This is a genomic window from Achromobacter sp. HZ34 (genome assembly GCF_002209485.1).
In the GTDB taxonomy this organism is placed as follows: Bacteria; Pseudomonadota; Gammaproteobacteria; order Burkholderiales; family Burkholderiaceae_B; genus Bordetella_C.
Map to the genome: position 1 here is coordinate 373,829 of NZ_NJIX01000004.1, position 23,322 is coordinate 397,150.

Annotated in this window: 19 protein-coding genes and 1 pseudogene; 7 read left to right on the plus strand and 13 right to left on the minus strand. The window is 63.3% G+C overall.

Going from position 1 to position 23,322, the window contains the following annotated elements:
* Positions 1 to 36 precede the first annotated feature (36 nt).
* The 7 genes and pseudogenes from CEY05_RS18255 to hemF form a co-directional block, all read right to left on the minus strand.
* A complete protein-coding gene (locus CEY05_RS18255; RefSeq protein WP_088596914.1) occupies positions 37 to 741 on the minus strand; it encodes an ATP-binding cassette domain-containing protein in 705 nt (234 codons plus the stop codon).
* A complete protein-coding gene (locus CEY05_RS18260; RefSeq protein ID WP_088596915.1) occupies positions 738 to 1,472 on the minus strand; it encodes a hypothetical protein in 735 nt (244 codons plus the stop codon). Before CEY05_RS18260 ends, CEY05_RS18255 begins: the two co-directional genes overlap by 4 nt.
* Positions 1,473 to 1,482: 10 nt before the next feature.
* Positions 1,483 to 2,676, minus strand: a complete 1,194-nt coding sequence (locus CEY05_RS18265) for a YcaO-like family protein (RefSeq protein ID WP_088596916.1) — start codon at positions 2,674 to 2,676, stop codon at positions 1,483 to 1,485.
* A 1-nt stretch (position 2,677) separates the two neighbouring features.
* A complete protein-coding gene (locus CEY05_RS31455) occupies positions 2,678 to 3,484 on the minus strand; it encodes a SagB/ThcOx family dehydrogenase (RefSeq protein ID WP_198952824.1) in 807 nt (268 codons plus the stop codon).
* Positions 3,481 to 4,374: an McbB family protein gene (locus CEY05_RS18275; RefSeq protein WP_088596917.1), complete on the minus strand. Its 894-nt coding sequence runs from the start codon at positions 4,372 to 4,374 to the stop codon at positions 3,481 to 3,483. Before CEY05_RS18275 ends, CEY05_RS31455 begins: the two co-directional genes overlap by 4 nt.
* A 475-nt stretch (positions 4,375 to 4,849) precedes the next feature.
* On the minus strand, positions 4,850 to 6,367 hold the full coding sequence (locus tag CEY05_RS18280; protein WP_088596918.1) for a DASS family sodium-coupled anion symporter: 1,518 nt from the start codon (positions 6,365 to 6,367) through the stop codon (positions 4,850 to 4,852).
* 157 nt (positions 6,368 to 6,524) lie between these two features.
* Positions 6,525 to 7,439: pseudogene (gene hemF, locus CEY05_RS18285) on the minus strand (oxygen-dependent coproporphyrinogen oxidase); the annotation flags it as partial.
* Positions 7,440 to 7,801: 362 nt separating this feature from the next.
* On the opposite strand from hemF, the gene CEY05_RS18290 reads away from it, so the two are divergent.
* Positions 7,802 to 9,439 carry a glucan biosynthesis protein gene (locus tag CEY05_RS18290; RefSeq protein WP_088597651.1) on the plus strand — a complete coding sequence of 546 codons (1,638 nt, stop codon included), beginning with the start codon at positions 7,802 to 7,804 and terminating at the stop codon, positions 9,437 to 9,439.
* Between the two features lie 51 nt (positions 9,440 to 9,490).
* Here CEY05_RS18290 and CEY05_RS18295 read toward each other — a convergent pair whose 3' ends face one another.
* The 3 genes from CEY05_RS18295 to CEY05_RS18305 all read right to left on the minus strand — a co-directional run bounded on the left by CEY05_RS18295 (position 9,491) and on the right by CEY05_RS18305 (position 12,783).
* Positions 9,491 to 10,741: an alpha-hydroxy acid oxidase gene (locus CEY05_RS18295; RefSeq protein WP_369825963.1), complete on the minus strand. Its 1,251-nt coding sequence runs from the start codon at positions 10,739 to 10,741 to the stop codon at positions 9,491 to 9,493.
* 81 nt (positions 10,742 to 10,822) lie between these two features.
* The gene (locus CEY05_RS18300; protein WP_088596920.1) at positions 10,823 to 11,797 is read right to left on the minus strand and encodes a tripartite tricarboxylate transporter substrate binding protein; all 975 of its coding nucleotides are present in this window, start codon (positions 11,795 to 11,797) and stop codon (positions 10,823 to 10,825) included.
* Positions 11,798 to 11,964: 167 nt separating this feature from the next.
* The gene (locus CEY05_RS18305; protein ID WP_088596921.1) at positions 11,965 to 12,783 is read right to left on the minus strand and encodes a metallophosphoesterase; all 819 of its coding nucleotides are present in this window, start codon (positions 12,781 to 12,783) and stop codon (positions 11,965 to 11,967) included.
* A 262-nt stretch (positions 12,784 to 13,045) separates the two neighbouring features.
* Between CEY05_RS18305 and CEY05_RS18310 the strand changes: the two genes are divergently transcribed.
* Positions 13,046 to 13,657, plus strand: coding sequence for a hypothetical protein (locus tag CEY05_RS18310; protein ID WP_088596922.1), 612 nt, complete (start codon positions 13,046 to 13,048; stop codon positions 13,655 to 13,657).
* Between the two features lie 182 nt (positions 13,658 to 13,839).
* Here the strand turns inward: CEY05_RS18310 and CEY05_RS18315 are convergent, their stop codons facing one another.
* Entirely contained in the window at positions 13,840 to 14,451 is a 612-nt protein-coding gene (locus CEY05_RS18315; protein WP_088596923.1) for a superoxide dismutase, read from the minus strand.
* Between the two features lie 120 nt (positions 14,452 to 14,571).
* A complete protein-coding gene (locus CEY05_RS18320) occupies positions 14,572 to 15,048 on the minus strand; it encodes a hypothetical protein (RefSeq protein WP_088596924.1) in 477 nt (158 codons plus the stop codon).
* Positions 15,049 to 15,199: 151 nt separating this feature from the next.
* On the opposite strand from CEY05_RS18320, the gene CEY05_RS18325 reads away from it, so the two are divergent.
* The 4 genes from CEY05_RS18325 to CEY05_RS18340 all read left to right on the plus strand — a co-directional run bounded on the left by CEY05_RS18325 (position 15,200) and on the right by CEY05_RS18340 (position 21,671).
* Positions 15,200 to 17,101, plus strand: a complete 1,902-nt coding sequence (locus tag CEY05_RS18325) for an ABC transporter permease (RefSeq protein ID WP_088596925.1) — start codon at positions 15,200 to 15,202, stop codon at positions 17,099 to 17,101.
* 82 nt (positions 17,102 to 17,183) lie between these two features.
* A complete protein-coding gene (locus tag CEY05_RS18330) occupies positions 17,184 to 18,695 on the plus strand; it encodes an ATP-binding cassette domain-containing protein (RefSeq protein WP_088596926.1) in 1,512 nt (503 codons plus the stop codon).
* Positions 18,696 to 18,906: 211 nt separating this feature from the next.
* Positions 18,907 to 20,529, plus strand: a complete 1,623-nt coding sequence (locus CEY05_RS31930) for a methyl-accepting chemotaxis protein (protein WP_088596927.1) — start codon at positions 18,907 to 18,909, stop codon at positions 20,527 to 20,529.
* Between the two features lie 158 nt (positions 20,530 to 20,687).
* The gene (locus CEY05_RS18340; RefSeq protein WP_088596928.1) at positions 20,688 to 21,671 is read left to right on the plus strand and encodes a tripartite tricarboxylate transporter substrate binding protein; all 984 of its coding nucleotides are present in this window, start codon (positions 20,688 to 20,690) and stop codon (positions 21,669 to 21,671) included.
* On the opposite strand, the gene CEY05_RS18345 is transcribed toward CEY05_RS18340, so the two are convergent.
* Positions 21,658 to 22,605 (minus strand): LysR family transcriptional regulator, encoded by a 948-nt coding sequence (locus CEY05_RS18345; RefSeq protein ID WP_088596929.1) that lies wholly within the window; start codon positions 22,603 to 22,605, stop codon positions 21,658 to 21,660. The genes CEY05_RS18340 and CEY05_RS18345 overlap by 14 nt on opposite strands.
* Before the next feature lie 209 nt (positions 22,606 to 22,814).
* Between CEY05_RS18345 and CEY05_RS18350 the strand changes: the two genes are divergently transcribed.
* Complete coding sequence (locus CEY05_RS18350; RefSeq protein ID WP_088596930.1) at positions 22,815 to 23,234, plus strand: hypothetical protein; 420 nt, start codon at positions 22,815 to 22,817, stop codon at positions 23,232 to 23,234.
* The last annotated feature ends 88 nt before the right edge of the window (positions 23,235 to 23,322 follow it).

Here is a 23,322-nt window from a genome sequence, read left to right on the forward strand (position 1 = left end):
AACACGTTGCGGCGTGCTCCATGGCGGCGGCAAGTGTTATCGCGTCACGTAGTTGACGAAGGCTTCTTCCAGGCTCTCGGCGCCGCATTCCTGCATCAGGGATGCGGCGTCATCGAAACGGCGGAGGGTGCCTTCCTTCAGGAAGTAGAAGGCGTCGGCGTGCCGCTCGACTTCCGTGACGAGATGCGTGGCGAACAGCACCGATTTATCTTTTTCCCTGAGCTGGGACAGGGCTTCCCAGATGTAGAAGCGATATTCCGGATCGACACCGGCGGTGGGTTCATCCAGGATGTAGAGATCGGCGTCGATCGCCAGGATGACCATCAGGATGAACCAGCGCTTTTCTCCATAGCTGCAGGCATGCGCGCGGCGATGCCAGAGTCTCTCGAATTTTTTCCGGATCTTGGGCTTGCACTGATCCAGCGTCCCTTTTGTCGGGATTCTTCCGGGTGCCGCCAGGCCATACACCAGGCGCGCCAATTCGCCGAGCTGCAATGCGTCGGGCACGGTGATCACCTGGGTGAGATAGGCGATCCGGTGCACAGGCACGCCGCGGATGCTTCCCGCTTCCTGCCGGCGCAGGCCGCAGATGACGTCGAACAGGGTCGTCTTGCCGGCGCCATTGGCGCCAAGCAAGCCTACGATCTTGCCCCGCTCGACCGCTAGCGACACACGATCCAGGACCAGTTGATCCTTGCGATGAAACACCAGGTCCTGCACGTCCAGCACATGATCCGTCATCGATTGCTCCACTCCGGATTGACACGCAAACGCGCGATCCCATACGCGCCCAGCAGGCCCAGGAAAACGAGCTGTCCGCCAAGCACGTTGGCGGCATACGGCTGCGGTATGGACGCCGCCATGAAATGCGCGGCGGTGAAAAATGGGTTCACATAAGCCAGGTATGAATGCCCGTACGTGAGGAATATTTTCGATGAGAATCCCGCGACAACGATGATCGTAATGGCGATGGAAAGGACAGCGCTTGCCGTAGAAAAGGTGATAGGCAGCGCGGCGAAGATGGCGGCGGCAAACATGAATAGCGCGGCTGTCACGGCAAATTTCCCGAGCAGGAAAACAGCAGGCGCGATGCCCACATCCGTGATCGTGGCTGCGGTGATGGCGACGAACGCTGTTCCATACGACAGCGCCAAAGCGAGGGAGGCAAGGTACTGCGCAAGGACGAAGCGCAGCCGTTTCGACGGGTCCCACAAGAAGGATCTGATGAAACCACTTTCCCTGCGGCCGATCAGATAAAGCCCGAATCCCGTGGAAGCGGTAACCAGGGCAAGATAGGCGAGACACCAGGCCGCCTTCTGGACATACTCATCCGCGCCAAGCGCAAGTTCGCCGTCCTTGACCGAAGACAGGACGAGGTAAGCAATCGGCGCAACGAACGACCAGAATATGCCGACAGGCTCTCGAAGCTGCTCGACGATGAAAATGCCGATGCATTCGGTCAATGATTTCAAACTGTCTCCTTCAAGGAAAAGGGACCATGCGGGACATGCGATCGGGTCGGATAATTTCAGCGTATGGCTTGGTTACGCGGTTTTCGATATTGTTGCACTGTGAATTGTCCATGTTGAGAAACATGCCTGGACTAAGCAGCTTGCAAAAGTAGACAGGTATGGTGCCGATGGCTGCTGAATTGAGATACAAGTACGAAATAGGGAAGACGCGTTGGATATACGCTGCCAAGTCGCTCGCTCCATATGCCTTGACAGGTCGGCGTTGGTAGATAGTCAGCCCCGTTTTGCGGCAGACATCTTCAGCCACTTCGAAAGTATTCGACCGAAGGAAATGAAGCGTGTACCTGTCACTTACAGATGAGGGGGAGCTGCCTCGCGAATTCATGGCGATCAGGAAGTTGAAGTTCTGCCAAAGCTCTTTAAAAGCCTTGCGTATCGCGCTGGGGAGGTCGAGCGCGAAGCTTAGCCCGGGACAGTATTGGATGGCCGCGCTCTTTTGTACGCCCCGATAGACTATCAATATTGCGTAACCGGGGCAGCCAGGGAGAGTTATGTCAAGAATCTCCAAGACTCCCTGTCGCTCCAACTTTCGGTGCAATACTTCGTATGCTTTCAACGCTTCGATGACAATCTCGCGGCTAACCACCAGTCCACAGCTTCCTGTTAGCCAAAACAATAGGAGCGATTGTCTTTCAATTTGCTCTTTCATCGATCCCGCAATGACTTCCTGGGCGTCCGTGTGCGCAGCACATCCTGAGGTATCGTGAAATCGAAAGAAGTCGTCGGTCTTCCGGCCATGGATAGGATGAATTCGAATGGTGCACGTTGGGACGTACTTCGGTTCGTCTGTCCGCAGGTCTATTACCTTGGTCAGCGCAAATATGTGGCTTTTTATCTTTTCTGATTCGGCGTCTCCAGTCTGCTGGAGAGCGGTGACCCACTCTGCCGATTCGTCATCGTCCATGAGATCAGTCAGCCTGCCGTAGCGGTCGACGGAAACGGCAGTGCAAAAGTGCCGCCGTTCGAAAAACTCCCCGATGCCGGCCTTCAGCGCACTGTGGCCTTTGCCGACGCCACTTGCACCAAGGCTGTAGTCATCCGCCGACCAGCAGACTCCAGGTATATGGAGATTGATCGTGGACTCTCTGATGAAGTACGTAGGATGGTCAACCGTTGAGCGTGGAAATTTTCGTTGGGCGTACATGTCATTTCCCGAAAAACTGCACTACACAGGGCAGCATGCTCGTCATGTCAATCCGGAGCTTGCTGGCCACATGACCGTCGTGGAAGCCTGCCCAAACTCGATTCCTCAACTTGAATTGGGCCGAGTACAAATCGCATAACTGGTACATCGATCCGACTTCCATCAACGAATTCCGGTAACCGCGATATTTGTATTTGAAGATGACCTTGTCGAGATAGGATGCGTACACCAGCGCAAAATGTGGGCGTCCAATGCCGTCGTCATATCCGGATAGGCAATCCCGTAGTCCCCTAAGATCGTCAGGTTCGTCTATGCACATCGCTTCAAGACATCTGCTATTTGCTCGGATGTGATAGACAGGTTCGCCTTCCGTCCACCCAGGTGTATTGGGCGAGAGACGGCACAAGAAAACTTCGACGGGATACAACGCCCCGCCTGATGGATACATGCGGTGTCTAAACGTCCCGTCGAATTCGGTGTATGTGAGAGCGTCTGATATGAGTTGGGCGATGACATCGAAAGGCACTGCTTCCTCGTCGGAAAACCCGAGTTTCGAGTTTTTCCGAACCAAGGCTGCCTCGGTTCTTCGGGGAGGCGGAAGAAGCACCTCACCTTCCAGCCCGGGCCAAAACTCAAGTTCGTTGCCAATGAAATCCAGCAGTTTTTCAGGCGATACGTTGAGTAAGAGCCTGCCTCTCGATCTCAATTGCCGCAGTAGCGCGTACTGTTGCTTTGCATGGAATTCCCGAATCTCGCTATGTACGTCTTCAAAGCCGAGCTCCGTATAGCGCTGGTGCGGAACTCTCATCTTGCATCGCCCCGCGTGGGATCGGGCTGCCATTCCACTGCTATCTCCCTGCAAGCTACACCAGTAGATATATCAATTCTGATTGCGGATAGGAGGTCATCCAGATGAACCCCTCTGCGCGGTACGCCCGTGAGTTCTACGACTCTTTGAAGCAGATGAAATACGGCGACGCTGAGTTCGACATCGGATACGGCATAAGGATTCTGATAAGCACAATGTTCTGCAGCGAAGAAGTCGAGTAAGGCGGGCCAACCTGAGCCAGCTTTCTTATTTCCATACTCCAGGCTCCTCCACTTCTCCACGTGGCTGAAATGAGAAGGCAGCCCCGCGCTTTTCATGAAGAGGCCATCTATCCAGAACTGATTTCCGTAAACGTATGACGTCAGGGCACCATGCCTCTCACGGACATCCATGGCGTCGTAGATAGCGCTTATAAAGGAGGCGTCGTAGTCTGCGAGCAGCACCACGAAGAGGCAATCTGTACTTTTGCTTGCTCTGGCGGAGTCGAAGCTCTCGCAGCCGCTTATCTCTACGGGGGGACAGCCCTCTCTGTGCAGGTATTCCATCCATCGTTCTGCATCGCCTGGGCGGTCTGTATATAGCTTTACGGACTTGAATCGAGCGTTCTCGCCAGATATCTCTGTAACGTCGACCAATATGCCGGCTTGGTTCTGCAGAAATGCAACTAAACCAGGATCAGATGTCAGCTGCTTCACGATCTCGCTATTTTCGTCAACATAGGTGAGTCTGTGAGCTTTTAGGGATTCCAAGCGGATCAAAATTGACTGATCCCGAATCCGCATGGAGATTGCAGGCGCCAGCAAAAGGACGCTGGAATGCGTCCTGGCGACGTCGAAGCCTCGCACAAAGTACAACTGCTTCTGTGACATGAATATTGATGCCGTGAGTGAGAGCTGGAAAACGATGTTCCACGCTTCTTGGTTGCCCCTGAAAATGAACAGCCAAGGAGCTTGCTATCTAGCGAGACCCTGTACCCCCGGATCCACTGCCGCCGCATCCGCCGGAGCCGCTTCCGCTGCCACCACTACCACCGCACCCTCCGTCGTTAACGAAATCGACCACCTCGCTTGTGTGTTTGATCTCGAAGATGACATCGCCAAATTTTTTGGGCGTGTCGTCGCAAACTGGAGCTACGTAGTCCATAGATCACCTCTTCGTCACGTTGATATACACCTGCGTGTCCAGACAGTCTGGTCGCAAGAGACTCTTCGTTGACATCCGAGGGAAATTGGTTCCGAGTCGGCGTTGGCTTGGTAGATGGAGAAGATGATTGTTGTTGCGCGGCGGAACCATTTGATCCCCCGATCGCGATGATCGGGGGATGCTCGCTGCCAGACTTTTTTCTCAGATCCAGCCCAGCCAGCGCCACCAGGTCATGGCCATCAGCAGCATCAGCACGTAGCCGATGATCGTCACGACGATGCCGACCTTGGCGAATTGCTTCGCATCGAAGGTGTCGGTGCCCAGGCACACCATGTTCTGCGGTGCGTTGATAGGCAGCAGGAAACCATAGCTGACGGTGAAGCCCAGCAACATGGTCATGCCGGGGCGGCTGAATTCGCCCGGCAGCGTGGTCAGCACGGAGATCAGGATGGGCAACATGGCCGAGGTCAGCGCGGTGGCGCTGGCGAAGCCCAGATGCACCACGATGAGAAACGCCGCCAGGATGGCGAAGATACCCACGGCCCCCACGCTGTCCAGCCCCGTGTGCATGACGACCTGCTCGCCGAGCCACCTGCCGGCCTGGGTGGTCAGCAGGGTCGTGCCCAGGCTGATGCCGACGCCGAACACGATGACTGTCCCCCACGGAATGCGCGACTGCACGTCCTTCCACGTCATCACGCCGATACGCGGCAGCATCAGCAACACCAGCCCGAAATACGTCGTGGCCGTCGTGTCGTAGCGATGCAGCCGCCCTTCCGTGGCCCACGCCAGCAGCAACAGGATGGATACGCACATCAGGCGCTTCTGCGGACCGGTCATGGGCCCCAGCTCCGCCAGCAGGCCGTCTATGGTCTCGCGGCCACCAGTGATTGCATTGGCTTCCGGCGGCATCAGCTTGAGGACGGTGACCAGCAGCACCACCGACATGATGACGGCCCACGGCGCGCCGGCAATCAGCCAGTCCGCCCACGTGACGCGCTGGCCCAGCATCTTGTCCATGAAGCCGACGGTCAGCAGGTTCTGCGCCGCGGCGGTCTGGATGCCGACATTCCAGATGCTGACGGCCTGGGCCACCACGATCATGATCCCCGCCGCCACATTGGAACGCTTCTCTACCCCGAAAGCCGTGATGATCCCCATCATGATAGGCACCACCGCCGCGCTGCGGGCCGTGGCGCTGGGCACCACCAGGCTCAGCACGATGGTGACGGCCACGCAGCCGATCAGGACGCGGCGCGTGCTGGTGCCGATCCTGGACAAGGTCAACAGGGCGATGCGGCGGTCCAGGCCGGTGTGGGTCATGGCCGCCGCGATGAACAGCGCGCCGCCGACCAGCGCCAGCGCCGGGTTGGAAAAACCAGTCAGCGCCATGCCGATGGCGGCGGAGGTACCGTACTCGACAGCCGGATTCTGGATATTGGGCGAAGTGCCTATCAGGAAGGCGATGAGCGCCGTGATGATGATGGCGCTGGCCTCGTAGGACACGGCTTCGGTAATCCACACCACGACGGCGAAGACCAGGATGGCCAGCATCCGGTGCCCCGCCACCGGCAGGTCCGCCGGCAGGGGAATCATCAGCACCGCGACTAGCGCGATGACGCCCGCGACCAGCCCGAGCGGGATCTTGGCTTTCGGCTTGCTCGCGGGAATCGCCGGGGGAGCGGAAGAGGGGGCGGAGGAAGGGGCAGAGGGGGGCATCACAATCTCCAGTTTCGATCAGCGTCCGTATCTTTGGAGATCAGGACGGCAGCGCAGCTGTTGAATGGCCGGGAGCGGCCGCGTGTGACAGACCAGGATTGCCAGGATCGAGCTCGGACCGGGATTGCGTCGGGGCAGCGGAAGCCGGCTTGCCGGCCAGCCAATCCCGCCGCGGCAGGAAGTATTCCGTCAACCGCGCTTCCTCTGAATTCGCCTCTGGCCGCCAATCATAGCGCCACTTCGCCACCGGCGGCATGGACATCAGGATGGATTCGGTGCGGCCGCGGCTCTGCAAGCCGAACAGCGTGCCGCGGTCGATGAGAAGGTTGAACTCGACGTAGCGGCCCCGGCGGAACTGCTGGAAGTCCCGTTCGCGCTCGCCATAAGGCATGTGCTGGCGCACCGTGATGACGGGCAGGTAGGCGTCCAGGAAGGCATTGCCGACGTTGCGGGTCATGGCGAAGTCGGCCTGGAAGCCGAATTCATTGAAATCGTCGAAGAAGATGCCGCCGACGCCGCGCGCTTCATTGCGATGCGGCAGATAGAAGTAGTCATCGCACCAGGTCTTGAAGCTGGGATAGAGATCGTCGCCAAAGGGTTCCAGCGCGTCGCGGCAGGTGGCATGGAAATGGTGGACGTCATTCTCGTTGCCATAGACGGGCGTCAGGTCCATGCCGCCGCCGAACCAGTAGACCGGCGTGGCGCCGCCGGTGGCGACGAACAGGCGGACGTTCATATGCACCGTCGGGCAGTAGGGATTGCGCGGGTGCAGGACCAGCGAGACGCCCATCGCTTCGAAGCCGCAGCCTTTCAGGGCGGGGCGCTGGTCGACGATGGCGCGCGGCAGGGTGTCGCCCTGTACGTGCGAGAAATTGACGCCGCCCCGTTCGAAGAAGTTGCCTTCCTCGATGACGCAGCTGCGGCCGTGGCCGCACAGCGGGTCGGTGGGCGGGCGATGCCAGGGATCGACCATGAAGGCCTTGCCGTCGAAGGCTTCCAACGCGGAGACGATGCGGTGCTGCAGGTCCAGGAAATAGGTTTTGACGGCTTCGGTGTCGATGTGCTGGTTCATGGCGGGCTCTCCCACGGCGCGCCCGCTTCCGTGTCGCGGTAAGGCGCAGATCGGGCAGGATCAGGGGCAGGATTACCCCGTCGTCCAGTCTAGGCAGGCGCCGCCGAGACGCCTTGATAAAGGTCAATGCGACCGTGATTGCAGCCTGGAAAGGGGCTTTTGAACGCCAAAGGAGGGCTCGCGCGCCACGTGGGGGGCACGTGTAAAAGGCCTCGTTGACGGGATGTCATCGTATGTTCTCAAATGAAAATCGCTGAATGTTGTACGCTTTAGCCACGCACGGATGCCGGCCGCCGCCACATAGAATGACGACGCCGGCATCCGTTTTCATTAATCCGCATATCCCGGCTCGCTTCGTTTCCATGCATCGTAGAAAATTGCTGAAGGCCTTCACCGCCTTGACCGCCGCCACCGGCTTGCCCGCCGGCGCGCTATTCGCCGCTTCCGCCTACGCACAGGACCCTAGCAAGCCAGGGACAGGCGCGAAATTCGATTTCAAGCAACTGCAGACGCGCGCGCGCGATCTGGCTGGCGAAACCTTCATCGATGGTCGCCAGAAACTGCCCGAGACGTTGTCGAAGATGACGCCGCAGCAGTTCAATGCCATCCAGTACGATCCCAAGCATTCCCTGTGGCAGGACGTGCACGGCAAGCTGGACGTGCAGTTCTTCCACGTCGGCATGGATTTCCGCCAGCCGGTGCGCATGCACGCCATCGATCCCAAGACCTCGGTGGTACGCGAAGTGCCGTTCCGGCCGGAGCTGTTCAACTACGCCGACAGCGGCGTGGACGTCAGCCAGCTCAAGGGCGATCTCGGCTTTTCCGGCCTGAAAGTGTTCAAGGCGCCGAACATCGCCAAGTACGACATCGTTTCCTTCCTGGGCGCCAGCTACTTCCGCGCGGTGGACAACACCGGGCAATACGGCCTGTCGGCGCGCGGCCTGGCGATCAACACCTACGCCGGCGTGCCCGAGGAATTTCCCCATTTCACCGAGTTCTGGTTCGAGACGCCGGCGGCCAACGCCACCCGCTTCGTGCTGTACGCGCTGCTCGATTCGCTGAGCGCCACGGGTGCTTATCGGTTCGAGATCGATTGCCTGGCGGACCGCGTGGTGATGGATATCGACTCGTATATCTATGCGCGCCGCGACATCAAGCAGCTGGGCATCACGCCGATGACCAGCATGTTCAGCTGCGGCGGCTATGAACGCCGCATGTGCGACACCATCCATCCGAACATCCATGATTCAGACCGCCTGTCGATGTGGCGCGGTGATGGCGAGTGGCTGTGCCGCCCCTTGAACAATCCCGAGCGCATCGCTTTCAGCACCTTCCAGGACGAGAATCCGCGCGGTTTCGGTCTGGTACAGAGCAATCATGACTTCGCCACCTACCAGGACACCGTGGATTGGTACAGCCGCCGGCCCAGCCTGTGGGTGGAGCCCACCACGAAGTGGGGCAAGGGCACCGTGGACCTGATGGAGCTGCCGACCACGGGCGAGACCCTGGACAACATCGTGGCTTTCTGGAATCCGCAGGAGCCGGTCAAGGCGGGTGCGGAATTGCGCTTTGGCTACAAGCTGCATTGGGCGGCGCTGCCGCCGGTCAAGCCGACCCTGGCGCAAGTGCTGGCCACGCGTTCCGGCATGGGTGGTTTCCTCGAAGGCTGGGCGCCGGGCGAGCACTATCCCGAAAAGTGGGCACGCCGCTTCGCCGTCGATTTCGTCGGCGGTCCGCTGCAAGGCATGGACAAGAACGAACGCCTGGAATCCGTGGTGACCATCAGCCACGGCGAGGCGCGCGACCAGCAGATCTTCGCCCTGCACCCCGCCGTCGAGGGCTTCCGTGCCATGTTCGACTGGTACCCCACCAGCGACAGCGTGGAGCCCGTCGAGATGCGCATGTTCATCCGCCGCATCAAGGACAAGAAAGTCCTGAGCGAAACCTGGCTGTACCAGTACTTCCCGCCCGCGCCGGACAAGCGGAAGTATCCGGCTTGAGGTAAGCAGGCAGCAGGAAAGCGAAGGCCCGCCTCTGGCGGGCCTTCTCGTTCAGCGGCCGCGAGGTGCGGCCACGCCGATCATTTCACCGGCAGCCAGGTCGCGCGGCGCGTTCAATCCCAGCAAGGCCATGTTCCGGTGCACCTCCTGGCGCAGGATCTCGATGGCGTGCGCCACCCCGGCCTGCCCGGCGATGGCGCCGGCATAGTTGAACGGCCGGCCGACGAAGACGAAGTGCGCGCCCAGCGCCAGTGCCTTCAAGACATCGGTGCCGCGGCGGATGCCGCTGTCCAGCATCACCGGATACTCGGGGCCCAGGGCCTTGACGATGCCCGGCAGCACCCGCAACGGCGAGGTCACGCTGTCCAGCTGGCGCCCGCCATGGTTGGACACGATGATGGCGTCGGCGCCATGCTCGCGTGCCAGCACCGCGTCCTGCGCATGCAGCACACCCTTGAGCACCAGGCGGCCACGCCAGCGCTGGCGGATCAGGTCGAAATGGCTCCAGTCCAGATGATCGCGCGCACCGAAGTCGCGCATGACATTGCGCGACAGCATCGGTGCGCCACGGGTCGCCTGCGAGTTCTCGAAGTGCGGCATGCCGTGGCGCCACAGCGTCTTCAAGGCCGTGCCCAGCAGCCAGCGCGGATGCGTCACGCCATCCCAGGCCAGGCGCAGGCTGGGCCGCAAGGGCGATGAAAAACCCGCCCGGGTATTGTTTTCGCGATTGCCGCTGACGGGGGTGTCGACCGTGACCACCAGCGTGCCGTAGCCCGCGCGCTCCACGCGGTCGACCAAGGCCAGGATGCGCTCGGGCTCGCCCGGCACATAGGCCTGGAACCAGGCCCGCGGATAAGCCTCGACGATCTGTTCCAGCGGAATCAGGGAAGATCCGCTCATGATCATCGGAATGCCCGCCTGCGCCGCGGCGCGCGTCTGCACCAGGTCACCCTGGTAGGCCGACAACGCGCTCATTCCCATCGGCGCGATGCCGAAAGGCGCCGCCCAGTCCTCCCCCAACATGCGCGTGCGCAGGCTGCGTCTGGACGTCGTGGTCAGGATGCGGGTGACGAAGCGGTATTCGTCGAACACCGCCCGGTTGTCGTGCAGCGCGAGATTGGTCTCGCAGCCTCCCGACACGTAGGCGAAGATGGGCGACGGCAGATAGCGGCGCGCCGCATGCTCGAAGTCATCCAGCGACAGTATCCGCCGCAGGTTGCGAGGCGGTGCCACCGGCGCCGCCGGCTTGGCGGTCGCGGGCAGGGTGGCGGGCGGCGACGATGTATCCATGATGCCTTCCATGCTTCCTATGCTTGCCGCGTGGCCACGGTGGGCGCGGCCACGGGTTCAGCCCAAGGGTTCAGCCACAAGTTCAGCTACGGCTCAATCCGCCTTGATGCCCTTGGCCTGGGCGATGTGCTTCCAGCGCGTCAGTTCTTCGGCGACGAAGGTGCCGAACTGCTTGGGCGATTCCGGCGCGGGCTCGGCGCCTTCCTTCAGGAAGAACGCTTTCATCTCTTCTGACTTCAGGGCATCGTTGATGGCTGTATTCAGCTTGTCGGTCACCGGCTTGGGCATATCGGCCGGGCCGATCACGCCCCACCACAGGTCCACGGCGCTGCCCTTGTAGCCGACCTGCTCCAGCGCGGGCAGATCAGGCGCGATGGGTGATTTCTCGGTGGCCGTGACGCCCAGCGCACGCACCGCGCCGCCCTTGACCTGGCCCAGGATGGAGGGCGCGCTGGCGATCAGCATCTGGATCTGGCCGCCCATCAGGTCGTTGGTGGCCGGGCCCATGCCCTTGTACGGCACGTGCGTCATCTTGATGCCGGCCGCTTCGCAGAAAATCTCCGAGGCGAACTGGTTAATGCTGCCCGTGCCCGACGAGCCATAGTTCAGCTTATCAGGATGCTGCTTGGCATAAGCCACCAGCGACTGGATGTCCTTGAACTGCGAGTCCTTGCCCACGGTCAGCAGCAGCGGGCCCTTGGCCAGCATGGCGACGTGCGTGAAGCTCTTGACCGGATCGTAGCTGAGGTTGTCGCGCACCGCCGCGCCGGTGGTGAAGGTGGACGAGACCACTGCCAGCGTGTAGCCGTCGGCGGGTGCCTTGGCGACCAGCACGTTGGCCAGGATGCCGCCACCGGAGGGTTTGTTTTCCACCACGATGGTGGCCTTCATCGAGTCGCCCAGGCGCCGGGCCAGCATGCGTGCGAATACATCGTTCGAGCCGCCCGGCGCGCTGCCGACGATCAGCGTGATGGGCTTGTCGGGGAATTCCGCCAGCGCGGTGTGCGCGGTGGTCAATGCCACGGCGGCCAGCAAGGCGCGGCCGCCATTGAGCAGGAACGATCGCATGCTCTGTCTCCTAATAGGTCGAATAATCCGTCTATCGTACCGGGAGCGCGCAGGGAGCGGGACGAGTTCTTCTGACTACATCGTCAGAAAAACTCATCAAGATCGGCGCAATGCTTGCGGATTTCTGACCCCAGCCTGTGCCCGCCCGGCAGTGGCCGGAGCCTGGCCTAGCTGGTGGCGACTTCGATCAGGCATTGCGGCTGGAAATCCACCTGCTCGCCCTTGTCCTCGTAACCGAGCGGATTGGCGACTACCCGGCAGCCATCCTTGACGTAGTCGAACGCGCAGTGCAGATGCCCGTGCAGCCACAGGTCCGCCCGTGGCAACAGCTCGTCCAGGCTGTTGCAGAAGCCCGCGGTGCCTGGCGTGACGCCGTAGCGCGGATCGGCGCTGGCCAGCGTGGGCGCGAAATGGGTCACGGCCACGGTGGGGCCGTCGAAGGGATGGCTCAAGGCGCCCTGCAGCCATTCCTGGCAGGCCAGCGCCTGTGCGCGCATCTGCTCGGCCATGAAAGGCTGGCCGTCCCGTTGGGTGCCGGCCTTGGCCAGATAGAAATCCGCCGCCCGATAGGCCTTGCCACGCTTGTCGAGCACCTGCTTCATGGTGTCGCGCGGCGTGGCCAGGGCGTCGAAATCGGCCCACAAGGTGGTGCCGACGAAACGCACGCCATCGATGACCAGGGTTTCACGTTCCAGCCAGTGGATTTCCAGTTCCAGGCACAGCGCGCGCAAGCGGGCATGCACTTCGTCGAAATCGACCCGGTCGTATTCGTGGTTGCCCGGTAGATACACGACCGGCGTGGGCCAACCGTGGCGCGGCGAAAACTGGCGCAACGCGAAATCGTGGGTGGCCAGGTCCGCCGGCGTGCTGCCGCGACAGGAGCCGATGTCGCCCGCCAGCACCAGCAGATCGGCGCCGGCAGCGGGAGTCGCCACGAAATCATGGTTGTGTTCCAGGTGCAGGTCGGACAGCAGTTGCAGGCGCATGGAGGCAGGCCGGGGGGAAGTGGGCGGGATCATCCGCAAGAATAATGCACGCGGGGTGCAGGCTCCGGGGTGCAGGCCTGATGCAGGCTTGGTGCCAGCCCGGTGCTATCCATTCCAATGCCCGGCAGTTACAGAAATGTCAGCGAGCGAAAATTTTCGCGCGGTCGGATCTCGCCTGCATCACCCATCGCCAAAATATCGAGGCGATCGATGCCTTTCATCGAGCGTTTGTCTCGCCGCGCCGCTCCCTATAATCCCGCCCATGGAAAACCAGCGCCTGACCGGCGCGCGACCTGAAGGCGGCACCATGAGCGATCTCGGCCTGATCATCCCCAAAGCCAATATCTTCTCCAGTCACAAGCACGGCATCACCGCCGCCGACGACGCGCAGAACAGCGACAGCTTCCAGCAGCAGCTGGCCCAGGCCATGGGCGTGAACGCCCAGGCGCAATCGACCGATGCATTGGGCACGGACGATACGTCGGCCAGCCTGTCGAATTCGTCCTCGACCAGCACTGCCAGCGCGTTCTCCGCGGGCACCGGCTTCGCGTCGACCAGCGACACCTCCAGCCTGGATGGGGACAGCCCCGAAGACAAGCTGCGCCAATACACCTCTGGTTCGCTGGCGCAGCAGATGTTCTACACCATGCTCTCCGGCATGGGCATCAGCAAGGAACAGTTCGAAGCCATGTCGCCGCAAGAGCAGGCGCAGATCACGCAACAACTGCAGGACCGCCTCAAGCAGGCCGCCGCCACCGGCCAGATGCCGGGTGCGGCAGGCATCGCGCAAGCCGCGACCGCAGCGCCCGTGCAGGCCTCGGCCGCCAGCGCCCAGACCAACGATGTGCTGAGCACCCTGCAAGCCCTGCTTTGATCGTTCGGACGCCGCGGGGCCGCCCGCCGAGTGGGCCTGCTTCAAGTAAATCAAATGGGAAATCCCTGTAGGGATTTCCCATTTTTCATTTCCCGTTTTTCTTGCGGGAGGGAAACCAGACTCCCACCGGGGTTTCAGCCCGCTTCAGGCCGTTACCGGGCCATCCCGTTCCGCGTCGCCGTTCAGGCGATGGCGGCCTCGTAGCGGCGCGCCACTTCGTTCCAGTCCACCACGTTGTAGAACGCGGCGATGTATTCGGGACGGCGGTTCTGGTACTTCAGGTAGTAGGCGTGTTCCCACACGTCCAGGCCCAGGATGGGCGTGTTGCCGGTCATCAGGGGGCTGTCCTGGTTACCGGTGCTTTCCACCACCAGCTTCTTGGCCGGCGTCACGCTGAGCCAGGCCCAGCCGCTGCCGAAGCGCGAGATCGCCGCCTTGGTGAAGGCTTCCTTGAAAGCATCGAAACCGCCCACGTCGGCATCGATGGCGGCCGCCAGCTTGCCGCTGGGCTTGCCGCCGCCCTTGGGCGACATCACCGTCCAGAACAGGCTGTGGTTGGCGTGGCCGCCGCCGTTGTTGCGGACCGCGCCGCGCACGGCCTCAGGCAGCTTGTCGATGCCGGCCACCAGTTCCTCGACCGGCGGAAAGGGCAGGCCCGCGCCTTCCAGCGCGGCATTCACATTGTTGATGTAGGTCTGGTGGTGCTTGGTGTAGTGGATCTCCATGGTCTGCGCGTCGATGTTCGGTTCCAGCGCATCGTAGGCATAGGGCAGCTTGGGCAGGGTATAGGACATGGCAAATCTCCAGTGCGGGGTCGCGTGAATGAATCGTTGAGACTGAGATTGTGGAAATGGGGCCGTGAATATCGGACTGTGAATATCAGGCTATGAAGCACGGCCGCAATACGCGTGCCGTCAATGCGGCGCCTGGTCCGCCAGCGCGGCTACGGTGTTCAAGCCATGTGCGCTGCGGGCGCGGGCATGGCCCGGGCAGGTGGCCAGGAATCGCGTCAACTCGGCATAGCTGACGCTGCCGTGGCGCAAGGCTCCCTGGCGCCAGGCGGACGGCATGGTGTTATCGGCCATCACCCGATGCAAGATTTCATGGGCGGCGGCCAGATGGGCACCGCGCTCTTCGTCGCGGCCCAGGCGCAGCCAGGTGTCGGCCAGGTTGTGATGGGCCACCACCAGCGCGGCGAGCGCGCCGTCGATGTCGTCACAGGCTCCCAGCAATTGCTCTGCCTGCGCCAACGCCGTCCTGTATAGCGCCAAGGCCTGCTGATAGTCGGCCTGCTCGAAAGCCTGGTTGCCGCGGGCAATGGCGCCGCGCCAGCGCGCCAGGCCGCCGCCGGCAGCGCCAGCCAGGGAAAGATGCGAGGTGAGGGCCTGCATGGAACCTCCCGGGGGATGTGATGGACCGTGCAAGAATATTAATACAAACAAGAATCAGTCCATTTACAAACCCGGCCGGCGACAGGGTTGTCGTGTGCCGGGCCGTATACTCCCGCCATCATCAAGGGGAAAAGATGTCCATCGCCCGACCATGGATCTGACGGGATTCCTGGCACAGCTGCTCAATGGCCTGGCCGAAGCCTCATCGCTCTTTCTGGTTGCCGCGGGTCTATCGCTGATCTTCGGCGTCACGCGCATCGTCAACTTCGCGCATGGCTCGCTTTACATGCTGGGCCTGTACGTGGCCTATTCCATCGTTGAACGCATCGGTGCGACACCGCTCGGCTTCTGGATGGGTGTGCTGCTGGCCGCGCTGGCGGTGGGCGCCTTGGGCGCGTTGCTGGAGATCGTGTTGCTGCGGCGGATCTATCGGGCGCCCGAACTGTTCCAGCTGCTGGCCACCTTCGCCCTGGTGCTGATCATCAATGACGCCACGCTGTGGCTATGGGGCCCGGAAGATCTGCTGGGCCGCCGCGCCCCGGGCCTGACCGGCGCCGTCATGCTGCTGGGGCGTCTCTACCCCGTCTACAACCTGGTGCTGATTGCCCTGGGGCCCATCGTCCTGCTGCTGCTGTGGCTGCTGCTGACGCGCACGCGCTGGGGCACGCTGGTGCGCGCCGCCACCCAGGACCGCGAGATGCTCGGCGCCCTGGGCGTCAACCAGGCATGGCTGTTCACGGGCGTGTTCGCGCTGGGCGCCATGCTGGCGGGGCTGGGCGGTGCGGTCCAGCTGCCGCGCGAAGCCGCCAGCCTGGGCCTGGACCTGCGCGCGATCGGCGAGGCTTTCGTCATCGTGGTGGTCGGTGGCATGGGCTCGATACCGGGCGCCTACGCGGCGGCGCTGCTGATTGCCGAAATCAAGGCGCTGTGCATCGGTCTGGGCACGGTCACGGTGGCTGGCCTGGAACTGGTCTTTCCCAAGATGACGCTGGTCGCGGAATTCGCCGTGATGGCGCTGGTGCTGGTCTTCCGGCCCTGGGGCCTGTTCGGCCGGCCGCAGGCCGCCACGCGCAACCTGGCGCCGCCGGAGGCGCCCTTGTTGCCCGCCACCCGCGCGGTCAAGGTGCTGGGCCTGGCCGTGCTGCTGGCATTGGCCTTGCTGCCGCAACTCACGGCGTGGTTTCCCTATGCGCCGGTGCTGGCGCTGGACGTGATGATCGCCGCCCTTTATGCGCTGAGCCTGCACTTCATCATGGGGCCCGCGGGCATGCATTCCTTCGGCCATGCCGCGTATTTCGGTTTGGGCGCGTATGGCGCGGCCCTGCTGCTGAAGTCCGCCGCCCTGCCCATGCCCCTGGCATTGGCGCTGGCGCCGCTGGTGGCCGGCGTGGGTGCGCTGGTGTTCGGCTGGTTCTGCGTGCGCCTGTCGGGCGTCTATCTGGCCATGCTGACACTGGCCTTTGCCCAGATCGTGTGGTCGGTGGTGTTCCAGTGGGACGGCTATACCGGCGGTTCCAACGGCATCATCGGCGTGTGGCCGGCGGATGTCCTGGCGGGCGATGCCTATTACTACCTGACGCTGGTGCTGGTGGCCGGCAGCACCGTGCTGCTGCGGCGCATCCTGTTCGCGCCATTCGGGCTGGCCCTGCGCGCCGGCCGCGATTCGCCGCTGCGGGCCGAAGCCGCGGGCATCGCGGTCAAGCACGTGCAATGGGCGGCTTTCGTGGTGGCGGGCGTGTTCGCCGGTCTGGCGGGGGCGCTCGCGGCGTTTTCCAAGGGCAGCATCGGGCCGGACATGATAGGCATAGGCAAGTCGGTCGATGCCCTGGTGATGGTGTTGCTGGGCGGCGTGCAGACCCTGGCCGGTCCGCTGGCGGGCGCCGCGGCCTACACGGTGCTGCAGGATATGGCGATCCGCGCGACGGAATACTGGCGGGCTTTGCTGGGGCTGATGATCCTGCTGCTGGTGCTGGCCTTCCCCCAGGGCATCGCCGGCTATGCCGCGCGCACGTTGCGCCGCCGGCGCGACAGCGGGGCGGAGGCCGCGCCATGACGGCGTCGGCATATCCGCGACTCGACCGCCGTCGGCAGAAGCGGATTGGGCATGCGTACGGTGCGCCTGGGAGGGCCGCGCCATGACGCTATTGCAAGTCACTGACCTGTCCCGTGACTTCGGCGGCGTGCGGGCCGTCGATGGCATCAGCTTCGATCTGCGGGCGGGAGAAATGCTGGCCCTCATCGGGCCCAATGGCGCGGGCAAGTCGACCACCTTCAATATGATCGGCGGCCAGCTGCGGCCTTCGTCCGGCCAGGTGCGGCTGGATGGGCGCGCCATCACCGGCCTGCCGCCGCGCGCGATTGCGCGGCTGGGCGTGGGCCGCACTTTCCAGGTGGCGGCCACCTTCGCGGCCATGACCGTGCTGGAAAACGTGCAGATGGCCTTGCTGGCGCACGACCGCAAGGTGTTCCATGCCTGGCGGCCGGCACGCGCGGCGCGGCGCGATGACGCCCTGGCCCTGTTGGAACAGGTCGGCATGCAGGCCCAGGCCACGCGGCCCTGCAGCGAATTGGCCTATGGCGACGTCAAGCGGGTGGAACTGGCCGTGGCCCTGGCCGGCAGGCCGCGCCTGCTGCTGATGGATGAACCCACCGCCGGCATGGCACCGGCCGAACGCCATGCCTTGATGGCCCTGACGCAGCGCCTGGCACGCGAACGGGGCATGGCCGTGCTGTTCACCGAGCACAGCATGGACGTCGTCTTCACCCATGCCGATCGCCTGCTGGTGCTGGCGCGTGGCAAGCTCATCGCGCAAGGCACGCCGGCCCAAGTGCGCGCTGACGCACAGGTGCAGGCGGTGTACTTCGGCAGCGGCGCGACGTTCACGGATGGCGCGTTGGAAGCGAGACCCGTTCACCACGACGCGGCGACGCTGCTGCGCGTGCGCGATCTGCATGGCGGCTATGGCGCCGCGCGCATTCTTTTCGGCATCGATCTGGACGTCAGGCGCGGCGAGGTCGTCGCCTTGATGGGCCGCAACGGCGCCGGCAAATCCACCACCATCAAGACCCTGATGGGCCTGTTGCCCGCGACGCAAGGCCGCATCGATTTCATCGGCCGCGACATCACCGGCCGGCCGGCGCATCGCATCGCCCGCCTGGGCCTGGGCTATGTGCCGGAGGAACGCCGCATCTTCACGGATCTCACGGTCGCTGAAAACCTGGCGCTGGCGCGCCAGGCGCCGCGGGCCTGGCCCGACGGCACGCCGGGGCCGAGCTGGAACGCCGAACAGCTGTATGTTCAATTCCCCCACCTGGCATCGCTGCGCGATCGCGCGGGCGGCCAGATGAGCGGCGGCGAGCAGCAGATGTTGACGGTCGCGCGCACCCTCATGGGCAATCCCTATCTGGTGCTGCTGGACGAACCTTCCGAGGGCGTCGCCCCGGTGGTCGTCGAACAGATGGCGGCCATGATCCTGGCGCTCAAGCAGCAGGGCGCGAGCATCCTGCTGTCGGAGCAGAATCTGCATTTCGCGGCGCTGGTCGCCGACCGCGCCTATGTCCTCGATCAAGGGCGCATCTGCTATCAGGGGACTATGCAGGACTTGGTGGCGGATGGCGACGCGCGGCGGACATGGCTGGGAATTTGAACCGACAGCTGCCAGTCCGCCTCTGTCCGACGACACGTCCCGAGGGAGCTTTTCATTGGCATCAGCTAAGTATCGCTGAGTATCCTGCGTATCGCTGAGCATCAAATACGTATTGTTCGCGTTCAAGCAGACAATCACGCGTTTTTTGTTGCGCTGCAACTTAATTTTCGTATTCCCGGTGTCGTTATCGAAACGCTATCGGGAGTGTGTAATGTTCAAGCAATTCAGTATCCGGACCATCCTTACCTCGGCTCTGGCTATTTTCTTCATTCTGTTCGTAGTAATAGGCCTGGGCGCCTACCAACAGCTCGACAACAACCGGCACGCCATCCGCGTGCTGCTCGACACCAACGTCGTGCGCGCGGACGCGGCGCGGCAGATCGCATCGGAACTGCTGCGTGGCCGCCTGGCCGTGACCATCGCGCTGACGCAGCTGAAAGACGGCGACAAGGCCGGCGCGCAGCAGGTGGCAGGGCGCAGCCAGGCTTATTCCAGGAACGCCGACAAATTGTCGGCGGCGCTGCAGCAGCGGCCTGACACCTCCGAGAAGGGCGGCCCGCTGTACCAGCAGATGATGTCGTCCTATCTGGCTTATCGCAGCCAGGCCTACGAACCGCTGGTGGCGGCCGCCATGGCCGGTGACCTGGATGCCGCGTTGCGCCTGACCGCGGAGAAGGTCACGCCGATGGGCACCACCTTCACCCAGGCCATCAATGCTTATGCCGACTATGCCGCGCAGATGGGTACGGTGCTGGCCAACGCCGCTTCCGACCAGATCGCGGTCACGCTGATGGTCGCCAGCTGTGCCGGCGTCTTCGTCGTGTTGCTGATCGGCGGCCTGTTCCTTATCTTCACCCGCACGGTGTTCAACCCGCTGCGCGAGGCCGGCCAGCTGTGCAACCGTATCGCCGAGGGCGACCTGACCAATCGCATCGATGTGAACGCCAGTACCGAGATCGGCCAACTGCGGCGCGCCCTCAAGCATATGCAGGACAGCCTGTCGCGCACGGTGGCGACGGTGCGCCAGAGCGTCAACGAAATCCACGGCGGCGCGCGCGAAATCTCCGCGGGCAATCATGATTTGTCCTCGCGCACGGAAGAGCAGGCGGCGTCCCTGGAGGAAACGGCGGCCAGTATGGAGGAACTGTCGTCCACCGTCCGCCAGAACGCCGACAATGCGCGCCAGGCCAACCAGATGGCGGTGGATGCGTCGGACGTGGCGCGCCGCGGCGGTGCCGCCGTCGGCCAGGTGGTGGACACCATGCGCGATATTTCGGAAAGCTCGCGCCGCATCGCGGAAATCGTCAGCGTGATCGACGGCATCGCCTTCCAGACCAACATCCTGGCCTTGAACGCCGCGGTGGAAGCGGCCCGGGCCGGCGAGCAGGGCAAGGGTTTTGCCGTGGTGGCCAGCGAAGTGCGTTCGTTGGCACAGCGCAGCGGCCAGGCCGCCAAGGAGATCAAGGCCCTCATCGACGATTCCAGCCACAAGGTGTCCATGGGTTCGAACCAGGTGGAACACGCCGGGGCCACCATGGAGGAAATCGTCGGTTCGGTGCGCCGCGTCAGCGACATCGTCGGCGAAATCTCGGCGGCGTCCGAAGAACAGTCTGGCGGTATCCAGCAGGTCAACCAGGCCGTGACGCAGATGGACAGCACCACGCAGCAGAACGCGGCCCTGGTCGAACAGGCCGCCGCGGCCGCCAATTCGCTGGAAGACCAGGCGCGCCGTCTGCAGGACGCGGTGGCCGTGTTCAAGCTGGCGACGCATGAGGTGATCGAAGTGTCGGGCGGAGCTTTGCCGCACGCCAGGGCCATGGCATTGCCGGCCTAGCCGGGCGCGCCCCGCGAGAGCGGATATGATGCGCCGTGGGCGATGAGCGATCAGCGCCCGGCAAGACGCAACAAGCGATGTAGCGCGCAGCGGGGCGCGCTACATCCTTCAGCATCCGCGCAATGCGCGGAAACGCATAATCGATCGAGGAGATGGTCATGAAGAAAACACTGCAACGTATCGCCGGCATGGCCTTGCTCGCCGGCGTGGCCATGGGCGCCGCGCAAGCGGCTGACACGGGCGACTGGCCGTCGCGGCCCGTCACCATCGTGGTGCCCTACGCCCCGGGCGGCTTCGCCGACACCCGCGTGCGGGTCATCGCCCGCAAGCTGGAACAGAAGCTGGGCCAGCCCGTGGTGGTGGAGAACAAGGCCGGCGCCGGCGGTGTGGTGGGTACCACCTTCATTGCGCGCGCCAAGCCGGACGGCTACACGCTGGGCACCGGCAATCTGGCGCCGCTGTCGGTCAATCCCAGCCTGATGCAAGGCATTCCCTATGACGCGGCCAAGGACCTGGCGCCCGTCATCCTTATCGAAAACAGCCCGCTGGTGCTGAGCGTCGGTCCGACCGTCAAGGTCGATAACGTGAAGGAACTGATCGCGCTGGCCAGGAAGGAGCCGGGCAAGCTGACGTTCGGTTCGTCCGGCGTAGGCGGCGCGCATCACCTGTCCGGCGAGATGTTCCGCGAAGCGGCGCATATCGACATCACCCACGTGCCTTACAAAGGCGGCAGCCTGGCGGCCACGGACTTGATGGGCGGCCACATCACGATGATGTTCGAAATGGGTTATTCCGCGCTGCCGGCGATCCAGGGCAAGAAGATTCATCCCCTGGCCGTGACCTCGGCCAAGCGCCTGGCCGTCTTGCCGGATGTGCCAACCATGGCGGAAGCGGGCCTGCCTGGCTTCGAGTCCTATAACTGGCAGGGCATCATCGCGCCGGCAGGCACGCCCGAACCCATCATCGCGCGCCTGAACCAGGATCTCAACGCCATCCTGCGCGATCCCGAAATCGTCAAGGCCATCAACGACACCGGCAGCCAGGTCGGCGGCGGTACGCCGGCGGAATTCGGCGCTTTCATCAGCAGCGAAACGGCGAAATGGGCCAAGGTGATCAAGGAAGGCAACATCACGATGCAGTGATCGCCCCGGCCGCCGCTGCTGCCCCTGGCCGACGCGCCGCCAGCGGCGCGCAGCGCGCCAGCAAGGCTTCGTGCAGCAGGCGCACCGCGGGTGAAAACTGCTTGCGGTGCGGGCAGATGAGTTGCAAGGGCGTCGGCTCGCACGCGACGTCGGGCAGCAGGATTTCCAGCCGCCCGGCCTCGACGTCGTCGCAGACGTCCAGCCAGGATTTGTAGGCGATGCCTTCGCCCGCCACGGCCCAGCGTCGCACCACTTCGGCGTCGTCGCACAGCAACGGCCCGGACACGGGCACCACCAGCTTGTCGTCGCCGTCCAGCGGGAACACCCATTTGTCATAGACGCGGCCGTGCAGCATGTACAGCAGGCAGTCGTGCCGGGCCAGCTCGCCCGGCTCGCGCGGCCGGCCGCGGCGCGCCAGGTAGGCCGGCGCGGCGACCAGCACGCGCCGATTGTCCGGCGCCAGGGGCAGGGCGACAAAGCTGGCGTCGCCGATCTGGCCGTAGCGCAGCGCGATGTCGACCGGGTCGCGGAACACGTCGGCGATCTGGTCGGACAGGAACAGGCGCACGGTCAGGTCCGGATGGGCGCGGCGGAACTCGCTCAGCCAGGGCAGCAGGACGTTACGGCCCACATCCGACGGCGCCGCCACCTGCAGGGTGCCGTGCAGCGCGGTGCCGCTAGGTTGCACGCTTTCCGCGCCGGTGCGCAGGGCGTCCAGCGCACTCTGGGCATGCGGCAGATAGGCGACCCCTTCGGCCGTCAGGCGCAGGCTGCGGGTGGAGCGGGCGAACAGCCGGATGCCCAGCTCCGCTTCCAGCCGCTTGATGGCGGCGCTCACCTGTCCCGGCAACAGATCGACCTCGCGCGCTGCATGCGAAAAACTGCCCAGCGCCGCCGCGCGTACGAATAAGGCCAGATCGTCCAGACGAATCATGCTCGGTTCCCGTGAAAATTGCTGCGATTGTCCGCATTTTGCCGCGACCGGCCCAGCGGCGGGCGTCCGGGATACGTCTCCCGCGTAGGGTCGTATAGCGCGTTAATCCTGTCGGTGAACCATAGCGGTACATCCCGTCAGGAAATATCCCGATTTCAGGTCGTTTCCACGTCTTATACTCGCTGGCACTCGAAATTAAAGGAGGCGGCATGAATTCGACATTGATGCAGGCGGACAAGGCCATGGCCGTAAGGCGGGGCGTGGGCGCGGGCATGGCCGCCGTGGCCATCTGCCTGCTGGCGGCCTGCTCCTCGACGGAGAACGTCAAGGATTCGTATGTGCCGCTATATAACGCATCGGGCGCGGCCCTGGTGCGCATCCATCGGCCACTGTCCTACGACGTGGAGAAGGTAGGCAAGGTGCAGATCGCCGCCGAGTCGGTGTGGACCCAGGTCGGCGCCATTCCGCAGGGCGACGTGTTCCGCCAGACCGGCAAGGCGCTGCTGGCCAATGGCACGCGGGAAGCTATGATGGTGATCTCCGCCGACCGCATCCAGGGATTCTTCTTCGACGACGGCTTGTACGTGCCAGTCGACAAAGGTGCAGGGGTAACCGTAGTGCGCCGGTAGTTTTGCACTGCTTTCCCGTTGGTTTCCTGGTGGTTTCCCAGTAATTCGCGATTAATTCGCCGGTGCTCCGCCGCTAGCCCGTTCGACT

Excerpts from the sequence above, each read along its gene's own strand:
- CEY05_RS18325 (WP_088596925.1), top strand. The coding sequence starts at position 15,200 with ATGGATCTGACGGGATTCCTGGCACAGCTGCTCAATGGCCTGGCCGAA.
- CEY05_RS18300 (WP_088596920.1), bottom strand. The coding sequence starts at position 11,797 with ATGCGATCGTTCCTGCTCAATGGCGGCCGCGCCTTGCTGGCCGCCGTG.
- CEY05_RS18295 (WP_369825963.1), bottom strand. The coding sequence starts at position 10,741 with ATGGAAGGCATCATGGATACATCGTCGCCGCCCGCCACCCTGCCCGCG.
- CEY05_RS31930 (WP_088596927.1), top strand. The coding sequence starts at position 18,907 with ATGTTCAAGCAATTCAGTATCCGGACCATCCTTACCTCGGCTCTGGCT.
- CEY05_RS31455 (WP_198952824.1), bottom strand. The coding sequence starts at position 3,484 with ATGAGAGTTCCGCACCAGCGCTATACGGAGCTCGGCTTTGAAGACGTA.
- CEY05_RS18310 (WP_088596922.1), top strand. The coding sequence starts at position 13,046 with ATGGAAAACCAGCGCCTGACCGGCGCGCGACCTGAAGGCGGCACCATG.
- CEY05_RS18275 (WP_088596917.1), bottom strand. The coding sequence starts at position 4,374 with ATGTCACAGAAGCAGTTGTACTTTGTGCGAGGCTTCGACGTCGCCAGG.
- CEY05_RS18305 (WP_088596921.1), bottom strand. The coding sequence starts at position 12,783 with ATGCGCCTGCAACTGCTGTCCGACCTGCACCTGGAACACAACCATGAT.
- CEY05_RS18290 (WP_088597651.1), top strand. The coding sequence starts at position 7,802 with ATGCATCGTAGAAAATTGCTGAAGGCCTTCACCGCCTTGACCGCCGCC.
- CEY05_RS18315 (WP_088596923.1), bottom strand. The coding sequence starts at position 14,451 with ATGTCCTATACCCTGCCCAAGCTGCCCTATGCCTACGATGCGCTGGAA.
- CEY05_RS18330 (WP_088596926.1), top strand. The coding sequence starts at position 17,184 with ATGACGCTATTGCAAGTCACTGACCTGTCCCGTGACTTCGGCGGCGTG.
- CEY05_RS18265 (WP_088596916.1), bottom strand. The coding sequence starts at position 2,676 with ATGTACGCCCAACGAAAATTTCCACGCTCAACGGTTGACCATCCTACG.
- CEY05_RS18280 (WP_088596918.1), bottom strand. The coding sequence starts at position 6,367 with ATGCCCCCCTCTGCCCCTTCCTCCGCCCCCTCTTCCGCTCCCCCGGCG.
- CEY05_RS18345 (WP_088596929.1), bottom strand. The coding sequence starts at position 22,605 with ATGATTCGTCTGGACGATCTGGCCTTATTCGTACGCGCGGCGGCGCTG.
- CEY05_RS18340 (WP_088596928.1), top strand. The coding sequence starts at position 20,688 with ATGAAGAAAACACTGCAACGTATCGCCGGCATGGCCTTGCTCGCCGGC.
- CEY05_RS18255 (WP_088596914.1), bottom strand. The coding sequence starts at position 741 with ATGACGGATCATGTGCTGGACGTGCAGGACCTGGTGTTTCATCGCAAG.
- CEY05_RS18350 (WP_088596930.1), top strand. The coding sequence starts at position 22,815 with ATGAATTCGACATTGATGCAGGCGGACAAGGCCATGGCCGTAAGGCGG.
- CEY05_RS18320 (WP_088596924.1), bottom strand. The coding sequence starts at position 15,048 with ATGCAGGCCCTCACCTCGCATCTTTCCCTGGCTGGCGCTGCCGGCGGC.